The organism is Kosakonia sp. MH5, from assembly GCF_009935945.1.
Lineage (GTDB): Bacteria > Pseudomonadota > Gammaproteobacteria > Enterobacterales > Enterobacteriaceae > Kosakonia > Kosakonia radicincitans.
The window spans coordinates 37,086-63,863 of sequence record NZ_QODH01000017.1 but is presented as its reverse complement, the minus strand read 5'-3'; the positions used below and the strand labels follow the sequence as shown (position 1 = coordinate 63,863).

At 55.0% G+C, this 26,778-nt stretch carries 21 protein-coding genes; 4 read left to right on the top strand and 17 right to left on the bottom strand.

What is annotated here, in order from left to right; all coding sequences use genetic code 11:
* Nucleotides 1-67: 67 nt before the first annotated feature.
* Nucleotides 68-1,024, top strand: coding sequence for an aminoimidazole riboside kinase (locus DK872_RS25910; protein WP_161519032.1), 957 nt, complete (start codon nucleotides 68-70; stop codon nucleotides 1,022-1,024).
* Nucleotides 1,025-1,217: 193 nt separating this feature from the next.
* On the opposite strand, the gene DK872_RS25905 is transcribed toward DK872_RS25910, so the two are convergent.
* Complete coding sequence (locus DK872_RS25905) at nucleotides 1,218-2,396, bottom strand: dienelactone hydrolase family protein (protein WP_161519031.1); 1,179 nt, start codon at nucleotides 2,394-2,396, stop codon at nucleotides 1,218-1,220.
* 497 nt (nucleotides 2,397-2,893) lie between these two features.
* Between DK872_RS25905 and DK872_RS25900 the strand changes: the two genes are divergently transcribed.
* Complete coding sequence (locus DK872_RS25900) at nucleotides 2,894-3,946, top strand: alpha/beta fold hydrolase (RefSeq protein WP_161519030.1); 1,053 nt, start codon at nucleotides 2,894-2,896, stop codon at nucleotides 3,944-3,946.
* Here DK872_RS25900 and DK872_RS25895 read toward each other — a convergent pair.
* The 6 genes from DK872_RS25895 to DK872_RS25870 all read right to left on the bottom strand — a co-directional run bounded on the left by DK872_RS25895 (nucleotide 3,888) and on the right by DK872_RS25870 (nucleotide 15,430).
* Nucleotides 3,888-4,928, bottom strand: coding sequence for an AraC family transcriptional regulator (locus tag DK872_RS25895; protein WP_161519029.1), 1,041 nt, complete (start codon nucleotides 4,926-4,928; stop codon nucleotides 3,888-3,890). The genes DK872_RS25900 and DK872_RS25895 overlap by 59 nt on opposite strands.
* A gap of 195 nt (nucleotides 4,929-5,123) precedes the next feature.
* Nucleotides 5,124-5,534 (bottom strand): hypothetical protein, encoded by a 411-nt coding sequence (locus DK872_RS25890; RefSeq protein ID WP_161519028.1) that lies wholly within the window; start codon nucleotides 5,532-5,534, stop codon nucleotides 5,124-5,126.
* A gap of 265 nt (nucleotides 5,535-5,799) precedes the next feature.
* Complete coding sequence (locus DK872_RS25885) at nucleotides 5,800-6,582, bottom strand: DsbA family protein (RefSeq protein WP_161519027.1); 783 nt, start codon at nucleotides 6,580-6,582, stop codon at nucleotides 5,800-5,802.
* Between the two features lie 15 nt (nucleotides 6,583-6,597).
* On the bottom strand, nucleotides 6,598-12,393 hold the full coding sequence (gene mobF / locus DK872_RS25880) for a MobF family relaxase (RefSeq protein WP_161519026.1): 5,796 nt from the start codon (nucleotides 12,391-12,393) through the stop codon (nucleotides 6,598-6,600).
* Complete coding sequence (gene traD, locus DK872_RS25875) at nucleotides 12,390-14,963, bottom strand: type IV conjugative transfer system coupling protein TraD (protein ID WP_161519025.1); 2,574 nt, start codon at nucleotides 14,961-14,963, stop codon at nucleotides 12,390-12,392. Before traD ends, mobF begins: the two co-directional genes overlap by 4 nt.
* 131 nt (nucleotides 14,964-15,094) lie before the next feature.
* Nucleotides 15,095-15,430, bottom strand: coding sequence for a hypothetical protein (locus tag DK872_RS25870; RefSeq protein WP_035889979.1), 336 nt, complete (start codon nucleotides 15,428-15,430; stop codon nucleotides 15,095-15,097).
* 214 nt (nucleotides 15,431-15,644) lie between these two features.
* Between DK872_RS25870 and DK872_RS25865 the strand changes: the two genes are divergently transcribed.
* Both DK872_RS25865 and DK872_RS25860 read left to right on the top strand, forming a co-directional pair.
* Nucleotides 15,645-15,896: a type II toxin-antitoxin system CcdA family antitoxin gene (locus DK872_RS25865; protein ID WP_035889982.1), complete on the top strand. Its 252-nt coding sequence runs from the start codon at nucleotides 15,645-15,647 to the stop codon at nucleotides 15,894-15,896.
* Nucleotides 15,893-16,204, top strand: a complete 312-nt coding sequence (locus tag DK872_RS25860; RefSeq protein ID WP_035889984.1) for a CcdB family protein — start codon at nucleotides 15,893-15,895, stop codon at nucleotides 16,202-16,204. The genes DK872_RS25865 and DK872_RS25860 overlap by 4 nt, the downstream gene beginning before the upstream one ends.
* A gap of 11 nt (nucleotides 16,205-16,215) precedes the next feature.
* On the opposite strand, the gene DK872_RS25855 is transcribed toward DK872_RS25860, so the two are convergent.
* The 10 genes from DK872_RS25855 to trbC form a co-directional block, all read right to left on the bottom strand.
* Nucleotides 16,216-16,551 carry a hypothetical protein gene (locus DK872_RS25855; RefSeq protein WP_161519024.1) on the bottom strand — a complete coding sequence of 112 codons (336 nt, stop codon included), beginning with the start codon at nucleotides 16,549-16,551 and terminating at the stop codon, nucleotides 16,216-16,218.
* Nucleotides 16,552-16,689: 138 nt separating this feature from the next.
* Nucleotides 16,690-17,424, bottom strand: a complete 735-nt coding sequence (gene traT / locus DK872_RS25850; RefSeq protein ID WP_161519023.1) for a complement resistance protein TraT — start codon at nucleotides 17,422-17,424, stop codon at nucleotides 16,690-16,692.
* Between the two features lie 117 nt (nucleotides 17,425-17,541).
* Nucleotides 17,542-18,114, bottom strand: a complete 573-nt coding sequence (locus DK872_RS25845) for a hypothetical protein (RefSeq protein WP_161519022.1) — start codon at nucleotides 18,112-18,114, stop codon at nucleotides 17,542-17,544.
* Nucleotides 18,115-18,126: 12 nt separating this feature from the next.
* Complete coding sequence (gene traG, locus DK872_RS25840; RefSeq protein ID WP_161519021.1) at nucleotides 18,127-21,135, bottom strand: conjugal transfer mating-pair stabilization protein TraG; 3,009 nt, start codon at nucleotides 21,133-21,135, stop codon at nucleotides 18,127-18,129.
* Nucleotides 21,135-22,499 (bottom strand): conjugal transfer pilus assembly protein TraH, encoded by a 1,365-nt coding sequence (gene traH / locus DK872_RS25835; RefSeq protein WP_161519020.1) that lies wholly within the window; start codon nucleotides 22,497-22,499, stop codon nucleotides 21,135-21,137. Before traH ends, traG begins: the two co-directional genes overlap by 1 nt.
* A 126-nt stretch (nucleotides 22,500-22,625) precedes the next feature.
* Nucleotides 22,626-23,228, bottom strand: a complete 603-nt coding sequence (gene trbB, locus DK872_RS25830; protein WP_161519019.1) for an F-type conjugal transfer protein TrbB — start codon at nucleotides 23,226-23,228, stop codon at nucleotides 22,626-22,628.
* The gene (locus DK872_RS25825) at nucleotides 23,218-23,445 is read right to left on the bottom strand and encodes a hypothetical protein (RefSeq protein WP_149289450.1); all 228 of its coding nucleotides are present in this window, start codon (nucleotides 23,443-23,445) and stop codon (nucleotides 23,218-23,220) included. The genes trbB and DK872_RS25825 overlap by 11 nt, the downstream gene beginning before the upstream one ends.
* 94 nt (nucleotides 23,446-23,539) lie before the next feature.
* Nucleotides 23,540-24,328, bottom strand: coding sequence for a type-F conjugative transfer system pilin assembly protein TraF (gene traF / locus DK872_RS25820; RefSeq protein WP_161519018.1), 789 nt, complete (start codon nucleotides 24,326-24,328; stop codon nucleotides 23,540-23,542).
* On the bottom strand, nucleotides 24,325-26,169 hold the full coding sequence (traN, locus tag DK872_RS25815; protein WP_161519017.1) for a type-F conjugative transfer system mating-pair stabilization protein TraN: 1,845 nt from the start codon (nucleotides 26,167-26,169) through the stop codon (nucleotides 24,325-24,327). Before traN ends, traF begins: the two co-directional genes overlap by 4 nt.
* The gene (gene trbC, locus DK872_RS25810; RefSeq protein WP_161519016.1) at nucleotides 26,166-26,774 is read right to left on the bottom strand and encodes a type-F conjugative transfer system pilin assembly protein TrbC; all 609 of its coding nucleotides are present in this window, start codon (nucleotides 26,772-26,774) and stop codon (nucleotides 26,166-26,168) included. Before trbC ends, traN begins: the two co-directional genes overlap by 4 nt.
* Between the last annotated feature and the right edge of the window lie 4 nt (nucleotides 26,775-26,778).

Sequence of the window (26,778 nt, the reverse complement as noted above, 5' to 3'; positions counted from 1 at the left end):
GGATATACGTTTCCCCATCGCTGTTCATTCCAGGGTAAGAATAACTAAATACTTTTGAGGTAATATCATGAACATTTGGACTCTTGGTGATGCGGTTGTTGATCTTTTACCGCTTTCAGATATGCAGTATCAGGCCTGTGCCGGAGGAGCCCCCTTCAATGTAGCGATTGGAACTGCTCGTCTGAACTGTCAGAGTGGATTTATCGGCCGGGTCGGTGACGACGATTTCGGTCATTTTCTGAAGAAAACCCTGTGCTCAGCGGGAGTGTCTGTCCAGAGTATGCAGATGGACCCCCACCACAGAACCAGTACTGTACTAGTTTCCCTGAATAATCATGGTGAACGTGGATTTACATTTCTTACAAATCCTTCTGCAGATCAGTTTTTAACGCCTGAAGCACTCCCCGATTTAAGTGCAGGAATATTGCATTTCTGCTCTCTGGCGCTGGTCGCTGAAGCCTGTCGCAATACGTTAGTTACGGCGATCAGGAAAATAAAGCAGAGTGGCGGCTTGCTGAGTTTTGATGTGAATTTACGTGAGCAAATGTGGAGTGATAAGCAGAAAATGCGCGATGTTGTACACCATTTCGCGCGACAGGTTGATATCCTGAAATTATCTGAAGAAGAGTGGTATTGGCTGGCAGACACGCATGATTTTAGCCTCGCACTGGATTTTCTTCAGACGCTGCCAGCACGTCTGAAAGTTGTAACCTATGGTGCGCAGGGTGCCATGATCCTCCGTGACGACATGGTCATTCATTTCAATGGCTACCTCGTCGATAGCGTCGATACAACGGGAGCGGGAGATGCGTTTCTGACGGGCTTGCTTGCATATGTGGCACGCACTGGTATGCCGCAGAACCTTGACCAAATCAAAGACGCAATGACGCAGGCCAGCGCCTGTGGCGCACTGGCGACAACCCAGAAAGGTGCCTTGACCGCGCTCCCGGATAGCCAAACGCTGAAAACATTTATTAGACAATTTCCTTTGCCGGAGTATGAGATAAAAGAGTTGTCTAATTGAGCGCCAGCCACGTCCCTGCATGTAACGTTCCGGTGTCAGCCACCGGGACTGATTTTTTGTCCTGTCCTCATACTTTGAAATGACATAGTGATTGTTATGTCCGTTCCTGGCATTTAACGGATAGTACCAGAAGAAAGGATGCTCGAAGCTTAATGTCGTACAAACACCACGGCCGCGGTTATATCAGCTTATTTCAATGAGTTATCTCTGAGGCGTAATTATTGTTGATAGCGTAGAGAGTGCATTTAGGCGCCCCTTTCCGTTGTTGCTTTGTACAGATACTAAGTGCCGTTGCGGCAGCTTCCTGATTGTTCCTGGCCCAGTATACAGCGCCCCAGTCCCCGTCCGGATCGGTAGCAAATGCTTTTTCATATCGCTGCGTTGCTTCATACTCGGAAAAGGATTTTTTCCCGGCAGCATTCAGGCCTGGCGGTTCAATGAGATTTACGACTGGAAGCTTGATTATCTCCTGAAAAGGCTGATGGTATTGCTCAAGAAAAGTGGCAATGGTATTCCACCAGAAACTCTCTGGCGCAGAATCCATAAAGACATGGCCGTCCTTCCCATAAGGAGGCATGACGATAAAATGGGCCGGGCTTTTACTTTGTTGATAGGCATTAAACATCTCTCTGCCTATATCCGGGGGAAACGACTTATCATTTTCTGCGTAAAGCCACAGCGAAGGGAGCTTCGCTGTTTTTCCGTATTGTGCATAAGATTTCATTAGCCCTGTCTTATCACAAAGGGATTTCCCGTCGATAGCCCCTCTACCACCATCAAAATTTATAACCACCTTTACGCCTCGCGGATTTGTTGCACCCGTTGCGATAACAGCAAATCCACCGGCGGACATACCAACCAGCATCGCATTATCAGCGGATGCCCATGAGTTACGGCGTACGGCGTCAAGCGCTGCAACCATATTTTGGACGTCCTGCTCTCCAGCCTGAAGATGAAAGGGCTGGAGGCATGAGTGCCCTGTATATTCTGCTGCACCACTGGACTGACCATATCCCTGCCGCAGGACAACAACTGCAGCATATCCGTGACGTGCAAACGCAATTGCTGTTGAGGAATAACGGTTTGGGTTAAGCGACCAGCGGTCAAATTCGGCTGTACCGGTCGTTCCATTGGTGATTAGCACAACTGGCAAAGGCTTGTTGCTAACCGGCCGTGTGACAAAAGCATCAAGTATTGCAGGCTGGCCGTTATTTAAAGTGACGGACAGCGTCAGTGGTTCCCTGATCAAGCCGCTTATCTGTTGATATTCAGCTATGTCCGTTAAAGATCCTGCGTATCCTGGTAAACTTATGATGAAGCCTGTTAATGACAAAAAGAAAGATGCTGAGTGAGTTATAAAACGGCTGAACATCAGAAGATATCCTTAATTGGGATGGAGATATACCGCTTTGCAATTGTGTACTGGCAGGTAAAAACGCTAATGCTGACAATGCCACTGTATTAATGACTTAAGATTCTTAATCCACCAAGTGAGATGAAGTACATTAACGTAAGTAAATATTTTCGGTAGATATCAGCACGTAAAACAGGTGTAAATGAGATTTCTGCACGCAATCGTACAACAGCTATCTGACAGGAGTAGCGTCAGCCACCTGGTCTTATTGCCCCTCGTCTGTATATCCATAAGGTCCGCTCCTGGCACGAAGCGGACCGCCTAAAGCGCCGCGAGGTCTGCTATGAGCGAAGATCGGACATTGCTAACAGCATTCCGTGTGAATCAACGGGGAGCAGGTCAGTGGCAAATGCCGAAAACATTAAGAATAACGACCTAGATCCTGTTACAGGACGCAATGAAGATACACCGCATATTATAAATGTTGCTGATTTATCCCAGCAGAGGTATCAGTAATGTTAAGAAAATGGTTTCTTTTAATATCATCTTTACTTTTTTGTATACAGGTTCAGGCATATCCGGGCTTCCGACAGATAACATTGTCCGACCAGAAGGAAGAACCGCTAAATGTGGCTGTATGGTATCCGGCTCTTTCAGGTGGAGTAACAGAAAATGTAGGAGACAATGCCGCATTTACCGGGGTTTCCATCATCCGGAATGCACTCCCTATACCAGGGGAACATCCTCTTATTGTGATCTCACATGGTTACAACGGGAACTGGCGGAATCTGTCGTGGATTGCTGAAGCCATGGCAATGCAGGGATACATCGTTGCCGCCCCGGACCATCCGGGGACAACTACTTTTAACCAGGATCCTGCTGATGCTAAAAAGTTGTGGAGACGTCCCCTAGATATAACCCGGGTAATTGATTCCGTAATTCACTCTCCCGGATTATTCGGGAAAACAGACAAAGGCCGGATTGCAGCTTTGGGGCATTCTCTGGGGGGGTGGACGGTCATGTCTCTGGCAGGTGCCCGGTTTGAACCACTGCGATTTCTGCATGACTGCCGGCAACAGCCACATCGTGGCGACTGTAAGTTAAAAGATAAGCTTGGCATCGATAACGAAGTTGCACGGGCGAAGCTGTCTGCAGACAACAGGGATGCAAGGATCAAAGCAGTCGTTTCCCTTGATACCGGGCTGGCTCCTGGCTTCACTCCCCAGAGCCTGCGAGATATCGACATACCTGTACTGATCCTCGCAGCCCAAAATGACAGACTGGCTGAACTGCCCTTCAGGCAGGAATCAGGGTATATCGCTGCCCACATGGCTCCACTGCGGAGCCAGTTTGAAGTCATTGATGGTGCGACACATTTCAGCTTTATGCAGTTATGTAAAACAGGGGCAGAAGAACTCATCAATGAAGAATCTCCCGGTGATGGTATAGTGTGCCGTGACGGCATTGGAGCAAACCGGGCAGATATTCATAAGAAGCTGGTTCGTGAAATCAGTTTATTTCTGAACTCAGCACTGAATTATCACCTGCCTGCCGACGAAACAAAGTAGGGGACAGGCCAGCAACCCGCTGGAACTCCCGGTTAAAATTTGATTTGGTCATAAATCCGGACTCCAGCATTATATCCGTAACGGGCAAAGAAGTGCTCCGCAGCAATTCCTTCGCCCGTTCAATCCTGAACCCGTTGATCCACTGCGAAACATTGCACCGCATCACAGTGTTTACCGCCCCTGACAACTGGCGTGCAGGTATACCAGTTTTCCTGGCGAGGGTACTGAGTGTCAGGTCGGGGTTAAGGTAGATTTGGGTTTCACGAACCTGCGCCTCAATCCGTATATACAAACCAGAGATATCTTCTGCAGAATCTACCAAACATACCGGTGACGACTTCTCTGTCACATCAGGTACGGCCATTGCTACCGTTCTTCCTGCACCAATGACAGCAGCACCTATAACTGGCAAAAGTATGATCTGACCTATAACAATAATAGCGGGAGCCAGCTTTCCCCCGTTAATACTGAAGTCAAATGCAATCATAAGATCTGTCAGTGCAGACATGCACAGAAAACAGCCTGCGAAAAATGCCATCTTTGTAGTTTGTGATAATTCTCCCAGTCTGCTCAGTGTCAGCAGTTGTTCTCCCTGGCAGGCAATACGAAGCAGGCTGCATCCGTAGCCTGCAAATAAAACAGTGAGAATAAGATCAGTCGAAGATGGCCAGATTATCCGGATACATAATGAAACTGCTGCGGGCCAAAATAACAGCAACCGATGGCGTTGTCTGTCAATTTCGGTCATTGAGACGAAGCTGTGCCAGGCTACTGGCGGCAGGAACATGGCCAGCCCTGACTGAATATTCCTCAGCAGGGTGGAATCATATTCCCAGCGGAGTGTGCTTATAGAAAGGAGGACTATGCAGGAGACGAGAAAATACAGGGTACCACGGTGACACTTTCTTCCAGACAACATCGGCATTGAAAGTAAGAAAAGCATGACCAGTAAAGTAATTACAGGAAAGGGAACAGAGAACATGACCACAAACCAAGAATCAGAAAATTATCGTGAATAATTACACATATGACTGTGCATGTCTTCTCTGGCGTAAGTACGCTGGGATATGGCCGTCCGGTTCTAAACCTTAACGTACAATATTTTTCGATATCCAAACTGACCCCTATATCATCACCCTGTACCGGAATCCGGCGAATACCGTGATGTTTTCGGTGGTTAGCTCTGGCCTGGGAAAAACGGATATTGCGGGCCGTATTCGTAGTCGTGCGGGCGTGGCTCAACCTCCCAGAATGGACGCCCGTTAATGGTCTTAGGGCCGCGCTCATTTACGATGTCCTCTACGTCCTGGATATGAAACGGCATCATTGCCAGTAACTGTTGATCTTCGGTGGTCAGCGTCACGGTTGCACCATTGAGTCGCCTATAAAGATCGGCAAACTGTTTACCCGCGCCGTGTAATCGGTGCTCTGCTACGCTGCGGATTGCGTGTAAGTCCAGCTCCACCGCTTCCATGCGCTCCATGTATAACTTCATTTCCTTGCGTAATGCGATCAGTTCGCGGGCTTTAATAAATCCGTATGCATACCCGCTCACGGCGATAACTGCGATGATTGCTAAAACTACCATTTGTTTACTCTCCGGTGGTTGCGGCCTTTTCGGCTCTGCGTCTCGTCGCTGTGGTAATAGGGGCAGGCAGGAAATGCGCTAACCGTACAATAATTTCCGATGTCCAGGCTACCCCCAATAGCGCCAGGACTGACACAGACCGGCACGATGCCGGTCTGCTGCACAGGATCGTTGGCTATATCATCACCCAATACGGAAACCCGGCGAAGGTGGGGAATTATCCCGCCTTCGCCGGGTTGGACAAGCCCGGCGGGACCGGGCGCGTTCAGTTCTGTGCTTTTTGTATCGCGGAAAGGATCTGCTGTGGTGATGCCAGCCCGGCGAATACCGTGATGTTTTTCGGTGTCGCGTTCTGTGCCGGCATCACAATCAGACCTGGTGTCCCGGTCAGCCCCAGCGCCTGTGCCAGCGCATCATTTTTTTCCAGCACTGCCGTGTAATCGACGGGCTTCAGTTCCGTCACGCCGGCCGCTCTGGCCGCCGATTCAATATCCGCCGTGGTCAGTTCCCCTTCGTTATGGCCAGTGTGGTAGATAGCGTTGTGGTATTTCAGGTAGCCCTCAGCGCCTTTCTGTTTCCAGACATCGATTCCGCGCCGGGCGGCCGTGGAAGAGGCTTCCCATTTAGACGTAAAAATCGGCCACTCTTTGAAGATGAAACGGACATCCGGGCGGGATTTCATTACCTGCTCCAGGCCCGGCGCCAGCCGGCTGCAGTAAATGCACTGATAGTCAAAGAACTCGATAACCGCGACCTTTGCCTTCTCCGGTCCGACCGACGGTGTGTCCGCATCCTGCAGCAGCGCTGCCTGGTTATCCATGACCCTGGCAGTCAGCGCCATCTGCTGGCGCTCCTGCTGTTGCTGCTGCAGTTTCTGGCTGACCTCCACCAGAATTTCCGGATGCTGTACCAGATAATCGGCGGCTATTTTGCCGATTTGCGCTTCCTGTTCCGGTGTGAATACCGGCGCAGGGGCTGCATGGAGGGGGGTTAAAAAAGCAAAGGTGTATGTTGTAACTAATAAAGACACTACTTTGTTCAGTTTCATGCGAGTGTTCCCTGATTAACGTTCTTTCTGAATGGTACGTGTATGTGCGGGTTCCTGATGCCCGATATCCCGGCCACGCTCTGCGGGTTCACGCGGCAGCTGCACTTCCCGCTGGCGTTCAGCCAGGTCTGCTGCCACCCGTTCTGCACCGGCGCGTTCCCCGGCCTGTTTATCCTCCGGCATGACGGGAATTCTGGGCGGTTGTTCCTGCCCGGCGCGGCTCTCCCGCTCCTGCCCGGCAACCCGGCCAATAATGCTGTCGTCCGGTTTAACACCGTCGGGTCTGGCGGTGTCCTCTTCCGCCCGGATGCGGATATCAGGCACCTCAGCAACGGGCAGAATAATGGCGTTCCGCCGTTCTTCCTCCTGACGCAACAGCGCGCGCTGCTGTTGCGCCTGCGCGCTTTCACTTTCCTGACGACCTGTCAGGAATTCAACGGCCTGTTCAACCGCCCGTGCCGGTACGGCTTTCTCCGTACCCTCCGCCACAACCGGCGGGAGACGGATGTCATTTTCTCCGGTTTTCACTGCCTGTGCCCGCATTTCCTCAGCGGCCTGCTCTGTACCCCGGCTCACCTTAATCATCCAGGCGGAGGGTTTCTCCGTACCGGTCTGCCAGACAACCCCGTCCTCCGGATGCTCCCGGACCGCCTTCAGCGCTGCGTCAACCGTACTGACCACATGGGTGTTGCCGCTGTGGCTTCGCTGCACCACCGCGCCGCTGGCACCCTGTGTGGCCACCATGCGCATCTCTCCCCGCGCCAGCCGTCCGTTGTCGCCATTTACCAGCGAAACCAGCGCCAGACCGGCACTTTTTCCGTTGTTATCGTACAACGGCAGCGCGAGCGCCGGCTCCGGAAAGCGTTTCGTGGACGGGATCACGCGGGCTGTCAGGCTGTGATTGCCCAGCGCTTCATGTTTTGCCCATGCCCGCCCAATCGCGGTTTTCCCGACCGGCTGCCCCATTGCCCAGATGACCTTCGCCTGCCGGCGTTCTGTCTCCGGCGTCAGGGCATCATGTGCGGTTTTGAAATCAAATTCCCGCGTTTTGACAGCCTTCACCCATTTCTCCAGACCGTCGGTATAGACCTGAACGTGTTTTTTGGCACGGGATACAGAGATGTAGAACGCGCGCAGGGTGGCCATGTACGCCCGCCCACCCTGCGTCCCCTCCAGGGAAATAACGGCGTCCTCACCGGCCCCCTGTGAACCGTAGCCGGTGATCGCCCAGGCATAATCAATATGTTGCTCGGCGCGGATATCTGACGGGTTAATGGTTTTCTGTCCGTCCCGGCCTTTCAGGACCACTTCCCCGTCCGGCCGGACCTGCTCAACCGTAAATTTCTGGTTGGCATTCTGCCCTCTGTTGCGGTCGGTGGCGGTAAAGCGCACCACGGTGCCAGCGCTCAGCACCCTCCCGCTGCGGTTAAAGAGCTCCACATCCCCGGTCAGCAGTTCTCGCGGGGAGTACCAGGCGAGCCTGCCGCTCTCGTTTCTGACGGAGATCAGCGAGCCGTTTTTATCCACGGCCACCACATCCTGATAGACATCGCCCCGCTTCACCACCATGCCGGGCTGCCACGCCTGGAGTTTGTTGAACTCATGGCGGGTGTGCTGGATTTTCTCCAGCACCGGCACCCTGATTTTCTCGCTTCCCAGCTCACCGCGTGCCTCAAGCGCGGCATAAATGCCGTTATTGATGCTTGCCCTGTCCTCGTTCAGCTGCGCGATGACCAGCGTCCTTTCGCGCGCCGCCGGCGTGCGGCTTATCCAGTCATCAACGATGGCGGCAACCGGGTCGGCAGACTCCACCAGGCCTGATGCGGGAACGGCCCATGAAGGATCCTGCCGTTCAACATTGTCCGCCGGCTGTTTCTCCAGACGCTGCAGCGCGGCATCAATGCGGTTATCAATGATGTCGTGTACCGCGTCCCGCAGATTGACCTCCTTCTGGCGGACAATCTGTTTCATGATGGCCACATCCATCGGGCTGCGTTCCTGGGCCAGCCGGAACGGCGCACCGGATTCAATCGCCTCAAACTGGTCGATGTCGCCCATTGAAACGCCCCGCCCGCCCCCGGCCTGGATGGCCAGATACGCGGCCGCCGTATCCTGGTTACCCAGCATAGAGGATTCATCGATGAGAAACACCCTGTTGCGGTAGTCAGGTTTCTCGCCGGCGGCGACCAGTTGCTCGTGCTCAACCAGCCAGGATTTCAGGGTCTGCGCCTCCAGTCCGACATCCCTCAGCTCCCTGACGGCCTGGTGGGTGGGTGCCAGTCCGTAAAGAAGCGGCCTGTCAGACGCAGGCAGGGTATCGATGGCCGCTTTTACCGCGCTGACCTGGGTGGTTTTCCCCACCCCCGCATAGCCCTGAATCCCCGTGAACTGGTCACGGGAACCCAGTACCAGCAGAGCGGATCCTTTCTGCCCGGACGTCAGGCCGGCAAGCAGGGCCGGATCAACTTTGTCCATCAGTGGCTCCTGGGTATTTTTCCCTTCCGTGATGACACTGATGATGGCCTTTTCCATTTCCCAGGTCGCACGGGCAACCAGTAAGGGCGCCGCCTGACCAGGCACACGAATGAGATCGCCATTTTTGACCATATGGCTGATTTCCCGGTCAATACCGGCGATATCGGGATAAAACTCAGCGGCCCGCTCAGCCAGATGTAACGCGTTGAACGTCACCGACTGCTGGTCAGCAATGGCACGCTCAACGGCCACCGTGACGTCCGTTTTCACATTGCCGTGCAGGGTCGTCAGGGCACTGTCCAGCTGGTCCCGGCCACTGAGTTTGCGGACCAGCTGGACGGGGGAGTTTTCAGTCCGCATACGCTGCAGGCGTGCTTCCGCCTTGTCTTCCGGCTCTGCCGTGAAGATTTCGGCGCGGTGTCCTGACTGCGCCAGGGAATTCATGGTCTGCGCGGTGATATCGCGGGAGTTCAGCGCAGCCAGCACCACACCGCTGTCATTGTCGCGATTGCCGGGTCCCGCAACATACCCGTGTGTGAGATAGAGTGGCCTGTCTGCCGGCAGGGTCAGCTCTTTGCCGTCCCGCTCCACCGTTATCCCTTCCTGACCAGCTTGCGTGACGGTAAGCCGGTCTTTTGATTTCAGACCCGCATCGCGATCCGCTGCCAGCGCAATCAGTCTGTCACCGGCGGCGACGTGCAGCTGCTCGCTCTGGTAAAGCCGCCAGTCTGCGGTCAGATCGGCAATTTTCATGCGGACCAGAACGCCATCACTGTCAATCAGGGAGAGAACCCGCGTGTCCTCATGCACGCGGTCAATCACGAAATGCCGCGTTTCGCGCTCCGTGCGGTCTTCCAGTACCTGTCCGGCGCGGTAGGAACCGCTCATCCGGCGGGTTTTGCTGTCCAGCCAGACCGGCGTGCGTGCTTCCACCGTGACACCGTCACGTTCAAGCTGACCGGCATTCTGCAGCGCATCCCGGATAAGTCCGGTCAGGTGTTTCTGTTCACGCTGTCCGACCACAATGGCGGTCACCGGCTCTGTCCCGGCACTCAGCTCTGCAAAGCGGTCAGCCAGGGCGCTGTACCGGTCGCGCTTGTCCCGGATGCTGACCACTTCCGCTTCCAGTCCCGGTGACGGTTCAGCCCGCCGGCTGCGCACCACGCCTGCCGACTCCAGCACCGACATGGCGTTCCCGTTCGCCTGGCGGCCCGCACTGTCGAGAAAAACCAGCTGCGCGCTTTTGTCCCGTGCCTCACCGAGCAGGACCAGCGTTTCCTTGAGGCTCAGCCGCTCAGCCCCCTCGACAATCAGGGTGCTCTGCGGCCGCAGCTGAAAATCCCCGCTGAGGACATGCTGGCGACCTGTGATGTGTTTCCGCAGGGTGTCCGATTTTGCGAGGGACACGGCGCGTTCGGCTGAGCTGGCCAGCACCTGCACCTCCCGGCCATGTGACGCCGAAATGCCGGCAAGCTGTTCCGTCAGTTCCCGTATTCCTGCCACACCCTTCGGGGCATTCATCAGGACAAGCGCATCCTTTTCCACCACCTCCAGCGCCGCCGGCGCATACTGTGCGGGACGCTCAAAACTGACGACGCGGGTTTCACTGAGATGCTCCCGGCTCAGCGCCTGAATGGACAGTTCATCCAGCAGATGGATACGCGATGTGAAGACCCCTTTTTCCGCATCCAGCGGCACAATAACGCCCTCACGCAGCGCCTCGTCCAGCGCGGCTTTCATTTCAGAAACCGGGGGGATTTTGTCGCTGAATTCCGCCGTACTCAGAAGCAGTTCCCCCCAGGTGAAGCGGGTTTTGCTGTCACTCAGCTGCGAGACAGCCATACGGACCGCGTCCGTCACTTCAGCCGGCACATCCTGAGTGGTTTGCACAGCCAGAGGAGGCGTAACGGGCTGTCCTGCCACCGGCATGCTGTCAGCCGGCTTTTCCGGTCCGGTATCCTTCTCCACTCCGGGCTTGCCCGGCGGGGGGATTTGCGCTGCTGTTCCGGGCTGAACCTGCCCGTCACGTCCGGCAACCGCCGTTATTACCGGTGATTCACCCGGAACAGGCTCCCCCAGGATATCAGCGCGCTCAGGCTGCGCTGAGGGCTGCTCCCTCTCAGCCGGTTGTTTCCCGTCCCGGTCTGCCGTTTTCTCCTCGGTGGCTTTTCCGGGCCGTTTTTCCGGCTCATTGCGCAGTTCCCCTTCGCCGGCTTCCGGTGCATCCCGGAGCTGAATCACCTCCGTCCGGGGTGGGGGTGTCACAGGGGAGGCTGTTTTTTCTTCCGGCCCGGAGCGGGTCTGCGGGCCAGGCTCGTCCCGTGCTTTCCCTTTCGCCTGTTCTGGCGCTGCCGGCACGTCGCTCCCGACCGGTGTTTTTTGCGCGGCGGCCGGTTCAGGAGCGCGACGGGCAGGACGGTCACCGGGGGTTGTCCGGGGCACCACACTCTCCTGATAGGCTTTTATGTCCCATCCCTTCTCTTTCATCTGGGTCTGCCAGCGCTCCATCAGGCGCAGCCGGGAAGGATCGACTTTCGCTTTACGGGTATTTTTGGCCGCAATATCCAGGCTTTTCAGGGTGGCTTCGGCTCCGACCGCGCCCCGGACTTCGCGACCGCGAGAGGAATACTCCTCGCGGACCTCTGACGGTACGCCGCTGATTTCCCACATCCCGTGAGGTCCCACTTCCTCCACCTTATGCCCCAGTTCTTCCACACGCTCGCGCAGCGCCTTGCGGTACAGTTTCCCCAGCGTCACCTGCATCTTCATCACCGTCTCGATGAAGCCGGCATTGTGGATGGTGTCGGTGGCCAGTGCTTTCCATTTCCCGTTCAGCTCCGTCATGTTGGCAACCAGCATATGGGTGTGCAGTTGCGGATCGAGATTGCGGGACGTGTCGTGCGTGTAGAGCGCGGCGACCATTTTGCCGGTGTGGACAATGGAGGTTCTGCCGTCGACCGTCTCACGGGCAGAAATGAGTTTCTCCACGTAACCGGCTGCCACCCGGACAGCATGCTGATGGGCTTCCAGCAGGGCTTTATCGCCGCCAATCAGGGCAAGGATGGAGACACTTTTCGGTGCCGAGAAGGTCAGGTCATGCCCCGGCCGGTGGGTGTGGTTGCCGTTGATTTCCTTTCCCAGCCGGGAGCCGTCCGGCAGACGGCCCTCAAGCACTGCCGTCAGCTGGTCGCTGCGGACTTTACCTTCCAGACCCAGCTGGCCCGCGCCCTCGCCCAGCCATTCACTTTCCAGCTGGCCGAGAAAATAGTAGTTATCCTTGTTGCTGTAATAGCCTGCCGCCTCGCCGGCGGACACAATCGGTGCGGGTGACATCATAGTTCGTGTTCTCCGTCGTCATAGCGCTCAAAATCGGCCTGGTCATAGCCCGGATCATCGTGATGGCGGTGGCGGATAATGTTCCCTTCTTCCTGCGCCATACGCCGGTTGGCAGCGTTATCGTCTTTCGCCTTCTGCTCCGGGGAAGCTGCATGACCTGCCGTGGTCAGCTCCAGGCCGCCATCGGCCAGCTGAGTGACATTCATCACCAGTTCCTGTGCCTCACCCCCGGACTCAGCGTTTTGCGCATCCTCCGCCCCGGCAGTGGCCGGTTTCAGACGTGCGCGGTTAAGCAAATCCAGCGCGCCAGCCGGTGCGGGGGTGTCCTGTGGCCGTGATTTACCGGTGACTTTACTGAGAAGGCTCATTGCATCTTCCGGGTTACGTGCGGTCGTAGCCGGTGGCTCAGGGGGTTGTCTGACGGCTGAGACTGCCGGCTCCACGGGAGGCATTTGCGGCAGGTTTGCGCCGGCAGTACGTAACGGCACGACATTGCTGCGTTCCGCTTCGGGTCGGGGTTTCTCTGGCTGACGGACCGGCTGCGGAACCGGGGTGACGGCCTCCGGCGCCGGGGTGGATTCACCCGACGAAGCGGTACGTTCAGTGGCTGTCCTGCTGGCAGCAGATTGCTGTTTCGCGACATGCGCGCCTGCTTCAGACGTGGCTTTTGCTGCCGGTTCTGCCGGTTTCTCTTCTGACGTTGCAGTGTTTCCTTTTACCGGCTCGTCATCACCGGTCGGAAAATGCATCCCGGCCATCGCAGCAGCACGCTCGTTCTCCTGGATCACTTTTTCCAGTTCCGGACTGAGCGCATCCCGGATATTCCGCTCTATCAGCCCCTGATTCAGTTTCCTTAATCGACGGTACTTCAGCGGCAGGACCACCACCGGGTATTCACCGGGCAACCGGACGTAAAATTTCAGGTTCGGCAGCTTCATGACATCTTCGTAGTCAACCACCGCCTCATGGACCTTATCCTTGCCCAGCGACACGCCGTCACGCACGGCGTCCATCCCGTAACTGTTCTGTTCTTTCGCCTCTTTGCGCCGCTGTTTGCCCAGTTCCTCTTCCACTATCTTCGCGACTTCCGCACTCGGTGAGCGCCCGTACATGCGGGTGTTCAGCAGGTCAAAAATGGATTTGGCCAGCTCGCGACCGTAGACGTTAATCAGCTGCGGCATGTTCTGGATACCGATGACAAAACAGCCACCGAATTTACGCCCTTCTGCCAGCGTCTCTGTAAACTCAGGTATCCGCTGCAGACCGGGTTTTTCATCGATGATGAACCACACACGGCGATCGGGGTTTTCCCCCATACTCTGCAGAAAGAGTGTGGCCATCGAGAGCCACATGGAAATCAGCGACCGGACGCTTTTACGGTGACGTGCCTGGGCTGAAATAAACAGCCAGCTGTTGCTGTACTGCTCGCTGGTCATCCAGTTACGGATGGTGAATTTTGGCCGGCTGCCATCGTCGAGCCCCTGCAGAAAGCGCAGGGATTTGGCGTAGTTGGTGACCACGGAACGGATGGAGATGGCCGTCTTCTCGATTTTCTCTTCAACGAGGTTTGCTGAGGGTGTATTGGCCAGATACTCGCGCAGGTTCTGCATACTGAGCGACAGCAGCGTTTTCAGGAACTTCTCGATGCTACGATCAGGGTCAGCTGACATGCGGATGGCCAGGTCAGCGGCGATGGTCCGGGAACTGGACACCCAGAAGGGATCTGACTCGCCCTCGACCGGGATAAGGCTTGCGGCAAAGTTCTCATAGTCAACCACATCCACGCACTCATCCCACAGCTGCCAGTTGGCACAGCGCTCGTCATGCGGGTTCAGGATGAAATCGGTTTTCGGATCGTAGTGGGTTTCCGTGAACGTACAGCCGGAGTCGTAGATGATGGCGCGATCGCCACGCTTACGGATGTAATCCAGCAACCAGCGGATGAGAGTGGATTTACCCACACCGATGGTGCCGTGGATCAGGAAATTCATCACCTCGGCGTTTTTGACCATATGCAGGTCACCCACGCGCAGGTCAGACATTTCGCCGTTTTTACGCAGCAGCTTATTCACTTCGGCGGGTTTGTCCGTCAGCTGCATGCCGGAGATAAACTCATCCTCACTTTCCCGCTTACCAATCCGGGCGACATACCATCCCACCGCAAGAAACGCGACGACACTTATCCCGCCAGCAACCAGTGCGGAAGACTGTAAATGGCCAGCGAGTTGCTCCCCCATAAACTGCATGTACGGGTCAGTCAGCATCTGCTGCAGCGTCATTTTCAGTGTCAGGGTGGTATCAGTCGCCGCGTAGAAGTAATGAATGTCGTAAAACTTTCCTTTGCCGGCGGGCATCAGGTCGATAAAGCTTTCATTGAGACGGGCAAACCAGTACCAGCTGCCGTTATCAATCATCTCCTGCGACGTGAAGGACAGGAATAAAGCGCCCGCGATAATGACAAACAGGACAAGTATCCAGAACCCAATCCAGTTGTTGACCTGAATAAACATGCGCCAGCGATAGGCAGTCATCTGACCGCCCTGTGTAAGATTTTTTCCTTTAAAGCTCATAGATGGTGTCCGGCCGTTATCACACCACCGGGGCTACCCGGTAGTGTGCTGTTGATGTGTTTTAGGACAGGAGGACAAACGCCGGTAACGGCGTGGCGGAATAAACGGAACGGTTAACGGGGCAAGGATGATTAACGGCTCATGCCCTTCCAGGGCTGGCGTCGTTTTACGTTCAGGCATGCCTGTAGCATATCCATGCCTGAACGGATGACCATGCCCGTCAACAGTGTGGCCAGCAGCCCACCGGTGACAAAAACCAGCAGCCAGCAAATCACGTTAAGCTGATTTACCCAGACCATGCCGTTTACCGTGCTGAGTCCCAGCGTGAAGGTATGAAGAAACGAAGTGGAAATGAGCCATTTCAGTACATCCGAACCAAAATGCAGCATCAGCCAGGTAGTCCAGGCTGACAGGATGAGAAGAAACAGGCAGGCAGAAAGACAGGTACTGATTGCAGATCTGTTCATTGAAGAGTCCTTCAGGATTTTCGGTTTTAAAACCCGCAGCGCTCGCCGCAATCCGGATATCGACGCAGGCGATGTCCGGTGAGGAAGCGAAATATCCACTGCGGGGGAGGATGGCACTTACGCGCCGGGTAGAAACCGGCAGTATGGATGTTTTACAGGCACGTTATATCAGGCTAAAGTTATGCGCATATTTAATGCTCATACCGGAGGTGCTATGCCCGTATCACAGCCCGCGCAAAAAAAACGAAGCACAAATATTTCTCTCAACGCGGCACTGGTTGAAGAAGCCCGGAAGCTGAATATCAATCTGTCAGCCACGCTTAACGCCGCGCTGGAAGAGGAAGTCAGACTGCAGAGGCAGGCCAGATGGCGTGAAGAGAATAAAACTGCCATTGCTGCAATGAACAAAATTGCCGATGAGCATGGCATCCCACAGAGCAGCGATGGCCTGCGGGTCTTCAGATGATCCAGGGTACGATTTACCGCCGCCCCGGCAACGAGGACTATCCGTATTTCATCATTGCCCAGTCCGGGCAACTTGATGACCTCAACACACGGGTGATCATCCCTTTTATACGCGCGCGGCCGTCCGTTCCGGGGATGACAGTGGTGAACCCGGTCATATCCATTGAGGGAACAGACCACATCATGATGACGCACCTGATCCAGACTGTTTACGCGCATGAACTGGATGAGCGGGACATTCACAGCTATCGCCCGGAGTTGCGTGATGTTCTGGTAAAGGCTGTGGATTTTCTGATAACTGGCAGCTGAATCACGCAGGGTTAATCCTGCCTGTTGTCCTCCTCTGCCAGTGCCCTTTCGTATTTCGCCTGACTGATTCCGGCGAGCCACTCATTTTCATCAATTTCAGTGGCCATACGCCGCACAGACATGGCCACATCAGCGCAAGCCGTCGACACCCACAACTCAGCATCCAGTCCATAAAGGGCACATATGTATCCGGCACTGAACGCGAAAAAGGGCAGCGTTTCGTTTTCTCCGGTTATACCGAAGGTACGGAAACAAGCCAGCGCATAAGCAAGGTCATTTTCCAGAGAAATCAGTGACCACAGGTCTTCTGAGCCACCTTTACGTCGGTAAGGGATATACAAAGCCAACCTTTCACCTCACGATTTGCCTTGCCCTTCCGGATACAGCAATGCACCGGACAGCGAAGCTGCGCGACCGGGAAAATCTGAACCGGAAAGGCGTAATGTCTGAGAGTCAGGGCGGGATGCCCGGAAAGGGATCGGGTGTTACATAATGCCGGCGATGGATTTGGCCAGCTGGGCCTCGAGGACAGGCTTTGCCTCGTCGAATTTGAGGTTCACTTTGTTCGCGTTTGATACCACGCGGGTCTGGTATTTCGCGCGGTTGCCCTGCTCTGTGCTGGTCTGGACTTTCATGCCGGAAGTCCCCTGTTTCAGTGCGGCGACATTATCGGTCGTGACGGTGGTTTTACTGCGCTCGGAAATCTGCAGATCGGTCACCATCGTGTAGTTCACGTCCTCCACCATTGCGTCGGCGGCCAGCCCCACCAGACCGGATGCCAGCCCCACGCCCAGCGTCGCTCCTGCAGAACTGGAATTATAGGCAGTGATACCGGCTCCCAACGCAGCAGCGGTGGCAGCACCCTCATAGCCGGAGCTGAGGAAGCCCTGAGTCTGACGCAAATCCATCTTGTCCGCCTTAAGGACATTCGCCTGCACCCAGAAATACGCGGCATCAGGCGAAGACGTCACGTGGTAACCTTTCGCGGTTAATTCCGAAGCAATTTGCGACTGCAGTCCGGACATATCTTTATCAGAGGTATTTCGTACCTGAACGAAAACCGTTTTGTCTGATGTCGGCTCCAGCCAGATGGTTTCGCTCATCTGTGTTTTTACGTCGAGATTACGTTTTTTGACGGCCGTGCTCATTGCACCGCAGCCGGTTAACATAAATACCGACGTGACAATGCAGACTGCGACTGCTTTACGAGTGCATTTCATTTTCTTTTTCCGATTTGATTAAAAGTTGGAGGGCTATATTTTTTACTATTCAAGGCACAAACAAAAAAGCCATCGATTACGCGATGGCTTAAATGCATGAATAAAGAATGTCTTAAATTAAATTTTCTTTACCAGCTTACTTAACTTGCCCATTACCGAAGCTATTCCATAACGAGTAAGCTCAGCACTGAGGACACACTGCATAATAATAAAGGATATCATCAATACAAATGGCGAAGCTGCTAAAAACTCTGGTCTAAAAATAGAAAAAATTGCCAAAAAGAAATTTATGACAATAAAGAAAAAACCCATTTTTAAAACAGATTCTTTCACTCTAGAAATTATCAAAGAGTTTTTCCTGACGTTCTCATCGAGAGAAAGATACGCTAACATGGGGCCATAGAATATGGCACTGATAACCATAGCGAAAAAAACACTAACTGCAACAGCTGCGAATGCAAATCCATATTCGCCTGTTAATGTAGTGAAGTTATCGAAGTTATCTTTCTGCGGTTTGAATTGATATACAGTCCAAATCGTGGCTAATGCATATCCAACCACACAACTCATTGGCCAAAACATACTTAGTTTGAGTGCTTTCTTTGCACTAGCTAATGGCCTGTTTTCACGCTCCATACTCTGCACTAACATATGAAGATCGTCATTCACATCTTTTTGAGTAATAACCATATAAACTCTCCATTAACCGGCCCGCTTACGCATTTCTTCTAGTCTGGTTTGTATATCTTTTTCTTCAGCGCTTTGGGGAAGAAGATTTTGCTTGGCTTTTTCTGTTTCATAGCCTGCTGCAAATGTGCTCTGAGCGTTTGAATGTTCTCCTTTTAATATATCACTGGATGTCTGAACAGTGGATCTATTTTGCTCAATTTCCCCAGCAGATTTGTTGATATTTTGCTCGTTAGCAGATCTTTCTTCTGCAACCTTCCTTGGCACATCGCTCTGTTCACTGAAGCTCTGCCCTTTCAGGCGATTCTGGTTTTCCCTGAAGTCATTCTGCATATCGTCCCCGGGTACGCGATTCCCCCTGAGATGATTACCTGCAGTTTCGCCAAGTGAATGGGAAGCAGGCGCAGCAGTTTCATTGTTTACTGTATGCCTTCCATTAGCAGAATTACCTGAAGACACTGAAGTGGTTTGACTTACCGCCTCGCTGGTCATATCGGATGACTGGACTATATGGTTTCCGCTGAATGCAGCATGTTCGTTGCCACTGGTCAAATCGGTGCGCCCCTGCTGATAGTCCCCCATAATTTCTGGTTTGAGGCGTTCGTTAACAAATTCCATCGCAGCTTCACGCGCAGTAGGGGCTGAGGTCAGCATGGCCTGCGCCTTATCGCCATATTTGTTCGAGGCCCAGTCCACAAACTCCTGGGTGTAATTGGTATCGAGACTGGCGCTCTCGTTCTGTGCCAGTGTAGCCATACGGCTGAATTCATCACTGTTGGTCGAACTGGTAGTAAACTGATGGTACTGACTTTGAGCATCGTTAAGCGTGGCGGCAAATTGCTGAACTTTGCTGGTTCCGGCACTGTCCGAATGGCTGGCGGAATCGCTGACGCGGCTGCTTGTAACCATATCCATACCTTGTTTAAAGTCATGGACCGCCTGCGTATTTTTATCGTGCCGTGTATCCAGCGAATTGGCACTTGAATTTTGAGTTCCGTGAGAACTTCCATCAGTTCCTTTATAATCAACCCCCATATGGGCTTCAACACCGCCACTGGCTCCGACAGCCCATTTGCCAATTTTACCCCAGGCAGCATCGCCTGTATCAAGCTTGCCATAAAGCTTGCCTCCAGCGTTGAAACTACCTTCCTGAGATTTTGACATTAAGTCGTTGTAAGCCTGTTGAGTTGATATATTATTCGCCTTCGCATAGCTTTCAGCGGCGGACATCATCATGCTGGCACCGCGTGAGGCATTCAGCGTCTGGCTGTTGTCCGTGCCTTTGCTCAGGCTGTCTGTGCTGCCGGTCTGGCTGGAAAGCTGTTGCAGCTGTGACCAGCCACTGGTGACGCTGTGGTTATAGCCATCCAGAGAGGATTGCGCCTGCACCTGCGACAACCGGGCCTGCTCCTGGAATCCGCTGCTGGCCAGCTGACTGAGGCGCATATTCACCGGCAGATTCGACATCGCGCCGGAGCCATCTATGACATTCTGGCCGCTCGCCGTGACCGTATGACTCGAGCCATTATCCGCCTGCCAGGTCTGCTGGCCCTGCCGCTGCATCAGGTTGGTGTCCATCTTGTTCTGGTTGACGTTATCCATCGACATGTTGTTAAACGACCAGTTGCCGTCGGCTGTGGTCGAGGCCACGCCGGCTGAGCCGAACGCCATCGAACTCATCACACTGCCGGCCACCTGAGAGCCGATTGCCGCCGCACCTTTGGTCAGGAAAAAGGACAGCACAGGAATCGACATGGCGCAGTAACCGGCCAGATTAGCCACATCCGAATGCTGCAGCGCCACCGCATCCTTGTTGGACAGCACAAGGGGTGTCCCCCCTGTTTTAGTCTGCAGCCAGAACGTGGCGGCATAGTTCAGGATGGCGAACATCACCGGCCACATCTGGAAGTAAAGGAACCCGCAGATATAAATCTTCAGCGTGTTCAGGCCAAAGATGGAGTGGTTGGCCGCCGCAAGCGCGATAACCAGCGGAAATAAACAGACCAGAATCAGCATCATCAGGGACTGCAGGAAAGGCAGTTGCCGGGTGGCCAGCGTGCTGCCTGCCGCCCAGCTGATACGTTGCTTGGTGGCCGCGTTCTCGGTCGCGAGGTTCAACAGGTTGGCCGTGTCAGAAGACCGGGCAGCAAAGCCCCGGATGCCCTGCTGTATCGCGCTGTTGGTCACGTTGTTTTTCATGATCTGCGCGGCACTCATTCCACCGGCATAGAAAAAGCCATAGCTTTCGCCCATTGAGTTGGCCAGCAGCGTGGCGCCGTTCAGGCGGTTGCCGAAGATTTTCTGCGTCAGCCAGGCAAACGTCGGGCTGCTGACCTGCGCATCCTGCCCGGCCAGCGTCTGGATTTGCGCGGCCGCCTGCTGGCAGGTCAGAAATTCACGCGTGTCACTGGTCGTTTTGAAAATGCCGCGCAACGGGCTGGGGTTACTGGTGATCAGCCCCAGTGGGTCGGTGGTGTTGAGCAGCTGGTTCACCGTGTACTTGTGGTTCAGCAGAATGTCGCCAATCACGCAGTTTTCGACATAATCCGGCAGCATCTGCGCCAGCTCCGGGTTCTGCGTCTGCATGTCACTGCTTTCCGCCACAATCCCGGAGCCAAACAGCATCCCGGTTTTGGTGTAGGTCACCGAGTCCGGGCGCGCCATCATGTAGTCATACAGCTGTGCCACATGAAAACCGATACTGGTCGACAGGGAGGCAATCCCGGCCAGCCCCACCGGGACGTTATCGGTCACCCAGACCGTCGCCGGATCCGTGATGTCGATAATCTGCACTGACCTTTTGGGAACAATGAGGGCTGAGGTTATCAGCGTAAACACCGCCAGCCACTGCACAAACACCATCGGGTTCCTGCTTTTGACAAACGAGGCCACAATGCCCAGCACGGAGAAGGTGCCGACAATGCGCAGCAGCGTCCCCCATGTGCTGGTACCGAGGATGCCGACAACGGCGTCAAAGGCCGATTTCCACATCCCGCCGCCGTAAATGGTATAGACTTCAAGCATCAGGGATTCCCCCAGTGATAGTTGCTCTGGTATGAGCCGGAAACAATCGTGGATACCTGCTGCTGCAGGTACTGCATATTGCGGTCGATGCCGTCCAGCGCGTTCTGGTCTGCGGCAGACTGAAGCTTCATGTCGGCCAGAAGCCCCTGGGCATGGATGACGTTATCGCGCAGTTTTGAGGCGGCCTCTTCCGGCCAGTTTTTACCGGCCATCGACAACGAAGCCTGTTTGACCAGTTCCTGCAGGTACTGAATCATCAGGTCCTGAGCAATGAAGTCACTGACCTGAATCAGGTAGGTGGCGCTCTGCCCCATGCTCTGGGCGTTAGTGAGGTACTTGAGCACTGGCACGGAGGTGGTGTTTACGAATCCCTTTTCCTGGTCGGTCAGCGCGGTGTCATCCACCAGTTTCGACTGCATGGACAGCATCAGGTTTTTGACCAGCGTGACCAGTCCGTTACCTTCGTCGATGGTGACGTCCTTCACCACCGGAGCAAGGCACAGCGTTGCCTCATCGCAGCCGTACACTTTGGCTGAACCGCCCCGCATCAGCACCTTTATCAGGTCACGGTTATCAACCAGCGGCGTCAGAATGGTCACCTGCCCGGCATTGTTGAAGATGATGGAGCCGACGGTACTCATGACCAGCTCCTTCAGTTCCCGGTTACTGTCGAAGAGATGGTTACGACTGAGTGCATCCCAGATCAGGTTTTTATTTTTCAGCACCTGGTCTTTCTGGCTGTCCCCTGCCCGGCTGGTCACGCTGTCGCTCTGGCCACCCACGGTGCAGCCCTGCCGGGACGCTGCCCAGTCCGAGAAGAGATTGCTTTCGCCGGCAATGTCCTGACAGATTTTCTGCTGGGACACCTGCGTTACCGGCCACAGGCCGCCGATGATGCCCTGCGCGGCCTGACAGGAACTCATGTTTGCTGAGTTCACATCACTGGCCAGTTTCTGCAGGAAGTCTTTCGCCTGCTTCAGTTCCGGCACCATCGTCTGCAGGGCAAGATCGAAGGCGTATCCGGTAGCGTTACTCATGATTTGTTTAACGAAGCGCTGAATTTCCTCGCCGTTTATCATGGAAAATGCCCCGAGATACGCATCAATACCGCCGCAGCCGGCATTCAGTGACGGCACCTGCATCGAGATAAGCTGGACGTTCTTGACCGGATTGCGCAGGTAGACCGAGCCGCCGGTGAAGTATCCGGCGGCCTGTCCCTGCCAGGCCTGAGCCTGAGTCACATTGCCGCTGTAACCGAGGCTGCCAAAGAATCCGTTCAGATCCCCGTTCACATCCGCACGGGCGGGAAGAGAGGCCATCCCGGCCATAAAGACCAGGGCAGCAGTCAGAAACGGTTTAAGCATCGGGCACCTCCGGTGTTGTGTCTGTACCCGATTGCAGAGGCGAGGAACGCCACGGCAAACGAAGGCACGCGCGCCCGGAACGCGTTAACGCATACATGGATGTATTCATTCTGTAGTCCGTCTGTATTACTGCGGCGTAACCTGTGCGTTCGCCGGCATGGGAGGAAGTGAACGGGGGTCGACCTGATCCATATCTGCCTGAATCAGGCTGGCGTAGCGGTTTTCCAGTGTGGTGATATCCATCACCCCCTGCGTAAGCGGGTACGCTTTCAGGGTGTGGACATTCACCATAAAGGCCGTCGGCGTGGCTATTGGCAGACCGTTACCAAAGAACGTCATGATTTCATCCGCCAGCGGCGATGCCGGGTCGGTTTTACGCGGTATCAGCGGCACCGGGAACGATGCATCCCCGCCGCCGTCCAGGGTGTAGGGGTACACGCGGATACGATGCTCATCCGCCCAGCGCTTCAGGTCGGGGTCAAACTTCGCACTGTACTGACAGTGGGACTGCATGAAGACCACCACCGCATAATCCGCCATATCGGCCCGCCGCCCGTCCGGCAGCTGCATCAGTACCGGTGTTGCCGTGGCGGACTGTTTCACTGTGCCGGCAGCGGGCTGTGACTGCGTAGCCTTGGCAGCATCGATGGCGGCGATTTCTTCCCGCGCGCCGGCACTGGCCAGCAGGGGGAAAAGGAGCAGAAGAACGGAAAGGGCGCTACTTTTCATCTGACGCCTCCGGGGGAACGTCGTGGCGGTGTCGCCAGTACCACCAACGGTTACAGGCGAGAAGCAGACCCGCGAATGCCATGAGAAGATAGCTCCCCCACAGGCACATCAGCTGTGACAGATGGGGGTACACACCGGTGATATCGCCGAGGCATTTGAACAGGATGCCGGCAAAGAAGATGACGACAATTTCTGACAGGGAAAGAGGTTTCATCATTTCCCCCCTGCCTGCGCGGTGACAAAACTGAACCAGACGGCACGACGAAGCGAGCGCAGGGTGCGCCCGGTACTGATGTTATTCATGGAGAACCTCAGAAATTAGGTTTGAAACCTGTTGATACGTTCAGGAAGCGTCTGGCCAGGTCATCCTGCGTCATGAACCCGTAAACCAGCGGCTGGTAATCACGGTTACGCGGGTCAACGAGGAACAGCGCCGGGAAATGCGTGATCCGCATCGCCTGTACCTGTCCGGTGTCCGGACGGGAATCCGGCAGAGAAGGCGCCACCTGCCCGTCAACCGATACCGGGATCAGCGACAGATGGTTTGCTTTCGCAAAATCTGCCACCACCCCGGCCATCTGCGTGTCAATCGGATCACTTCCCCGGTAAAAGTAAAACATGCCGTACTGCTGCCCCAGATCTGCAATGGCCTGCTGGCGCTGTTGCTGGTCGCGGGTCTGAACCAGCGGAGCCATGCTGTTGTAGTGCGGGTATTCCAGGTTGTAATCCAGTTCCGGGTGCGTCAGCTGCGCAGCGGCAAAGGACTGACTGAACATCGAGCTGCGGTCAGTCCAGAACTTCTGCCACTTCAGGTACGTCGCCGTGTTTTGCCGCGTCGGGTACAGGATGGCGCGGTTAAGCGCCTCCCTTGTGTAAGCCTGCAGCACCTTTGCCTGCTCGACCGCTGACATTTTGCTGAAGTCCGGAATATCCGGTTTTTCAGGCTGTTCACGCGAAGGGGCAGGTTCCGGTTTCGGAGGCGTTTTCGGTTCGTTGTACCAGGACCAGCCGGTGAACGGTGTCGCAGGCGAAATAATTTCCTCGCCGGTTGCCGGCAGTGCCAGAATCACCATCAGCAGAGGAAGGAGACGTTTGATCATTTTGTCCCTCCGCTGCTCTGTTGCTGCTGTACCTGGGCGGCGATTTTGTCCTTGATTTGCTGAACCATCACACCGGAGTCCGGTATTTTCTGGTTGTTTATCAGGTCAGAGTAGAAGTCGGAGAAGTTGATCAGGTCAAAATTGATACTCTGCAGCTGTGGCACTGTGATACCGCTGCAGTTGGGGCTGTCTCCGCTGCCGAAACTGACACCCAGCTGGTCGCGACGCCCCTGCTCCTGAATGATGCGCGCCAGTTTGCCGCCGAAGACGCAGTACACCTGGCTTTTCTGGACGCACACACCGAGGACCTGGTGATCACAGCGGTCACCCACACTGACGGTGACCTTTTTGGCCTTCGCCTTGCCCAGCGCCATCTCGTCACTGTTACAGGAGGCCAGCCCGGCATCGGAACCCCACCCGGAATCCTTGCAGCAGTTGGAAAACCCGGCAAACGCCTTGCGGCAGCTCATGGCCTGGCCCGTAAATGCCTTAACGTTGACCTGGTCTTTGACGATGTCGTCCCCCGCAGAGGCAAGGCCCGCCAGTTTGGCGACCGCCGTATCAAAACCGCTGTCGCCGGTACCGTTCGTATCACTGCAGTCCCCGGTCTTACAGAAATACTGCCCCCCGCAGACCAGACCACTGGAGGAATATGTTTTCTGGCACTGGTACGTTTCTGACTCGTGAGTGCAGACGCCCGATTCTGTTGTGGTGCAGGTATGGCCGGAAAGCGTGCAGGCCGGGTCACTCATCAGCGACGCGCAGTTGCCTTTTGAATCGGTGGCCGTCACATACGAATCGGTATACGCCCAGCAGCTGTTGGTCTGGCTGTACTGCTTACCATCCACAGTGACCGTCCGCGTCCCGCCAGGGTCACTACAGACACTCCCCGCGCTGGAAAGCGCTTTCGTTTTGTCAAAACCACAGCTTTCTGACCAGGTTGTCTGCGGAACCCACACTCGGGTGCCAGTGCGAAAAACAAGGGTGATGACAAAATGATATATCTGATAAGGCCTTCCCTGCGTCCATGCCGCCGGGATGACGTCTTTGTTATTATCATGATTGCCAAAGGTAATGGTCAGATTTTGACCCTGCGTGAACGTCTGACCTCCGGGAATGTTGTAAGATCCCGAGTTGTCATACATGGTCATAAACTGACCGAGCGCAGTGATATTCAGATACAGTAAGCCATTACTGTGCACCTGGTCTTTTCTGAAGGTGTAGGTCATGCTCGCGGAGTAAACGGTGCCCGCAGGCATGGGCCAGTTGACCTGATAGCTACTGACATCCAGGTTATCGGAATCAATAGTGACGGTTTTATAGGTGTAATTATCCTGATAGGAGCCGGTAATGGATGCCGTGCGGCCACAGGTCTGGATCACCGCCACATCCCGGTCGCAGGTGTAGTTTTCAAACGTCGATTTGGATACCGTTGTTGAGGTGCACTGCGAACCGGTTCCGTCCAGTACGCTGCCAGCCGTGCTTTCGGCACCCTTTCCGATGGTGATATAAGGCGCATTCGGATCAATAACCGGTGACGGGTTTTTCGTCCCGGAATCAATAACAGTCTGTCCGGCATCGTTGTTCTGTAGTGCCTGCTGTCCTTTGTCACTCAGACCGCCATCTCCCCCGGTGACACCGCCGTAATAGCCACTTTCAGGCGGACTGCTGGTATAGCCGGGAATGCTTCCTGTCACTGCGCCGGGATTGCTGAGCGATGACGTGCCCTGTGACGAATTGCCCTTACCAAAACCTGCGCCGGCATTAAACGCATCACTGTTTGCATCGGCGAGCACGCCGCCGGCAAACAGCAGCGCCGCAAGAATAATGAATCGCTTCATCGGGATGCCTCCAGCAACTGGCGCGCAGTGGCTGCACAGTCGCCGTGCTCCGCCACTTTTTCCAGCGCCTGTTTAAGCGGCAGGCTGCCGCGAATCACATCGGAATGGCCCGGACAGTTCACAACCAGCGCCGGAATTGCGGTGATGTGGTAATCGCTGAACAACGTCGGGTCGACCTGCACCCCGATGTTTTTATCCTCTTTGGTCAGCTGAAACATGGCGTTTGCCGTCTGCCGCAAATCGTTGTTAAGAAGCCCGCGAATCGTCGCGGGTATGCCGTAGCGATGCGCATCCTGCAATATCGGCAGAAGGCCTTCGCGGGGCAGTCCCAGGCTGACAAAGTAGATGGCAGGAAACGTTTTCTTCTCTGTATCAGGCTGGTCTTTTGCAATCCCCTGCTGCAGGCGGGTTACCCGATCCTGCTGCGCGGGTGGCAACGGGAGCGACGGGTCTTTCAGACTCTCTTTAAAGGCCTGCAAAGCATCCTGCTGTTGTTTCATCCAGGCCCGATCATTCGCGGACACACCGGCCTGTTCACTCGCGGCGGCGGACAGGCAAATCACCAGGCTGCTGGCCAGCAGCGCCCGGAAGAGTAGTTTTTTCATCGGG

Bases quoted from the DNA above. Each gene is read 5' to 3' on its own strand.
- DK872_RS25910 (WP_161519032.1), top strand. From the start codon at position 68: ATGAACATTTGGACTCTTGGTGATGCGGTTGTTGATCTTTTACCGCTT.
- DK872_RS25905 (WP_161519031.1), bottom strand. From the start codon at position 2,396: ATGTTCAGCCGTTTTATAACTCACTCAGCATCTTTCTTTTTGTCATTA.
- DK872_RS25900 (WP_161519030.1), top strand. From the start codon at position 2,894: ATGTTAAGAAAATGGTTTCTTTTAATATCATCTTTACTTTTTTGTATA.
- DK872_RS25895 (WP_161519029.1), bottom strand. From the start codon at position 4,928: ATGTTCTCTGTTCCCTTTCCTGTAATTACTTTACTGGTCATGCTTTTC.
- DK872_RS25890 (WP_161519028.1), bottom strand. From the start codon at position 5,534: ATGGTAGTTTTAGCAATCATCGCAGTTATCGCCGTGAGCGGGTATGCA.
- DK872_RS25885 (WP_161519027.1), bottom strand. From the start codon at position 6,582: ATGAAACTGAACAAAGTAGTGTCTTTATTAGTTACAACATACACCTTT.
- mobF (WP_161519026.1), bottom strand. From the start codon at position 12,393: ATGATGTCACCCGCACCGATTGTGTCCGCCGGCGAGGCGGCAGGCTAT.
- traD (WP_161519025.1), bottom strand. From the start codon at position 14,963: ATGAGCTTTAAAGGAAAAAATCTTACACAGGGCGGTCAGATGACTGCC.
- DK872_RS25870 (WP_035889979.1), bottom strand. From the start codon at position 15,430: ATGAACAGATCTGCAATCAGTACCTGTCTTTCTGCCTGCCTGTTTCTT.
- DK872_RS25865 (WP_035889982.1), top strand. From the start codon at position 15,645: ATGCCCGTATCACAGCCCGCGCAAAAAAAACGAAGCACAAATATTTCT.
- DK872_RS25860 (WP_035889984.1), top strand. From the start codon at position 15,893: ATGATCCAGGGTACGATTTACCGCCGCCCCGGCAACGAGGACTATCCG.
- traT (WP_161519023.1), bottom strand. From the start codon at position 17,424: ATGAAATGCACTCGTAAAGCAGTCGCAGTCTGCATTGTCACGTCGGTA.
- DK872_RS25845 (WP_161519022.1), bottom strand. From the start codon at position 18,114: ATGGTTATTACTCAAAAAGATGTGAATGACGATCTTCATATGTTAGTG.
- traG (WP_161519021.1), bottom strand. From the start codon at position 21,135: ATGCTTGAAGTCTATACCATTTACGGCGGCGGGATGTGGAAATCGGCC.
- traH (WP_161519020.1), bottom strand. From the start codon at position 22,499: ATGCTTAAACCGTTTCTGACTGCTGCCCTGGTCTTTATGGCCGGGATG.
- trbB (WP_161519019.1), bottom strand. From the start codon at position 23,228: ATGAAAAGTAGCGCCCTTTCCGTTCTTCTGCTCCTTTTCCCCCTGCTG.
- DK872_RS25825 (WP_149289450.1), bottom strand. From the start codon at position 23,445: ATGATGAAACCTCTTTCCCTGTCAGAAATTGTCGTCATCTTCTTTGCC.
- traF (WP_161519018.1), bottom strand. From the start codon at position 24,328: ATGATCAAACGTCTCCTTCCTCTGCTGATGGTGATTCTGGCACTGCCG.
- traN (WP_161519017.1), bottom strand. From the start codon at position 26,169: ATGAAGCGATTCATTATTCTTGCGGCGCTGCTGTTTGCCGGCGGCGTG.
- trbC (WP_161519016.1), bottom strand. From the start codon at position 26,774: ATGAAAAAACTACTCTTCCGGGCGCTGCTGGCCAGCAGCCTGGTGATT.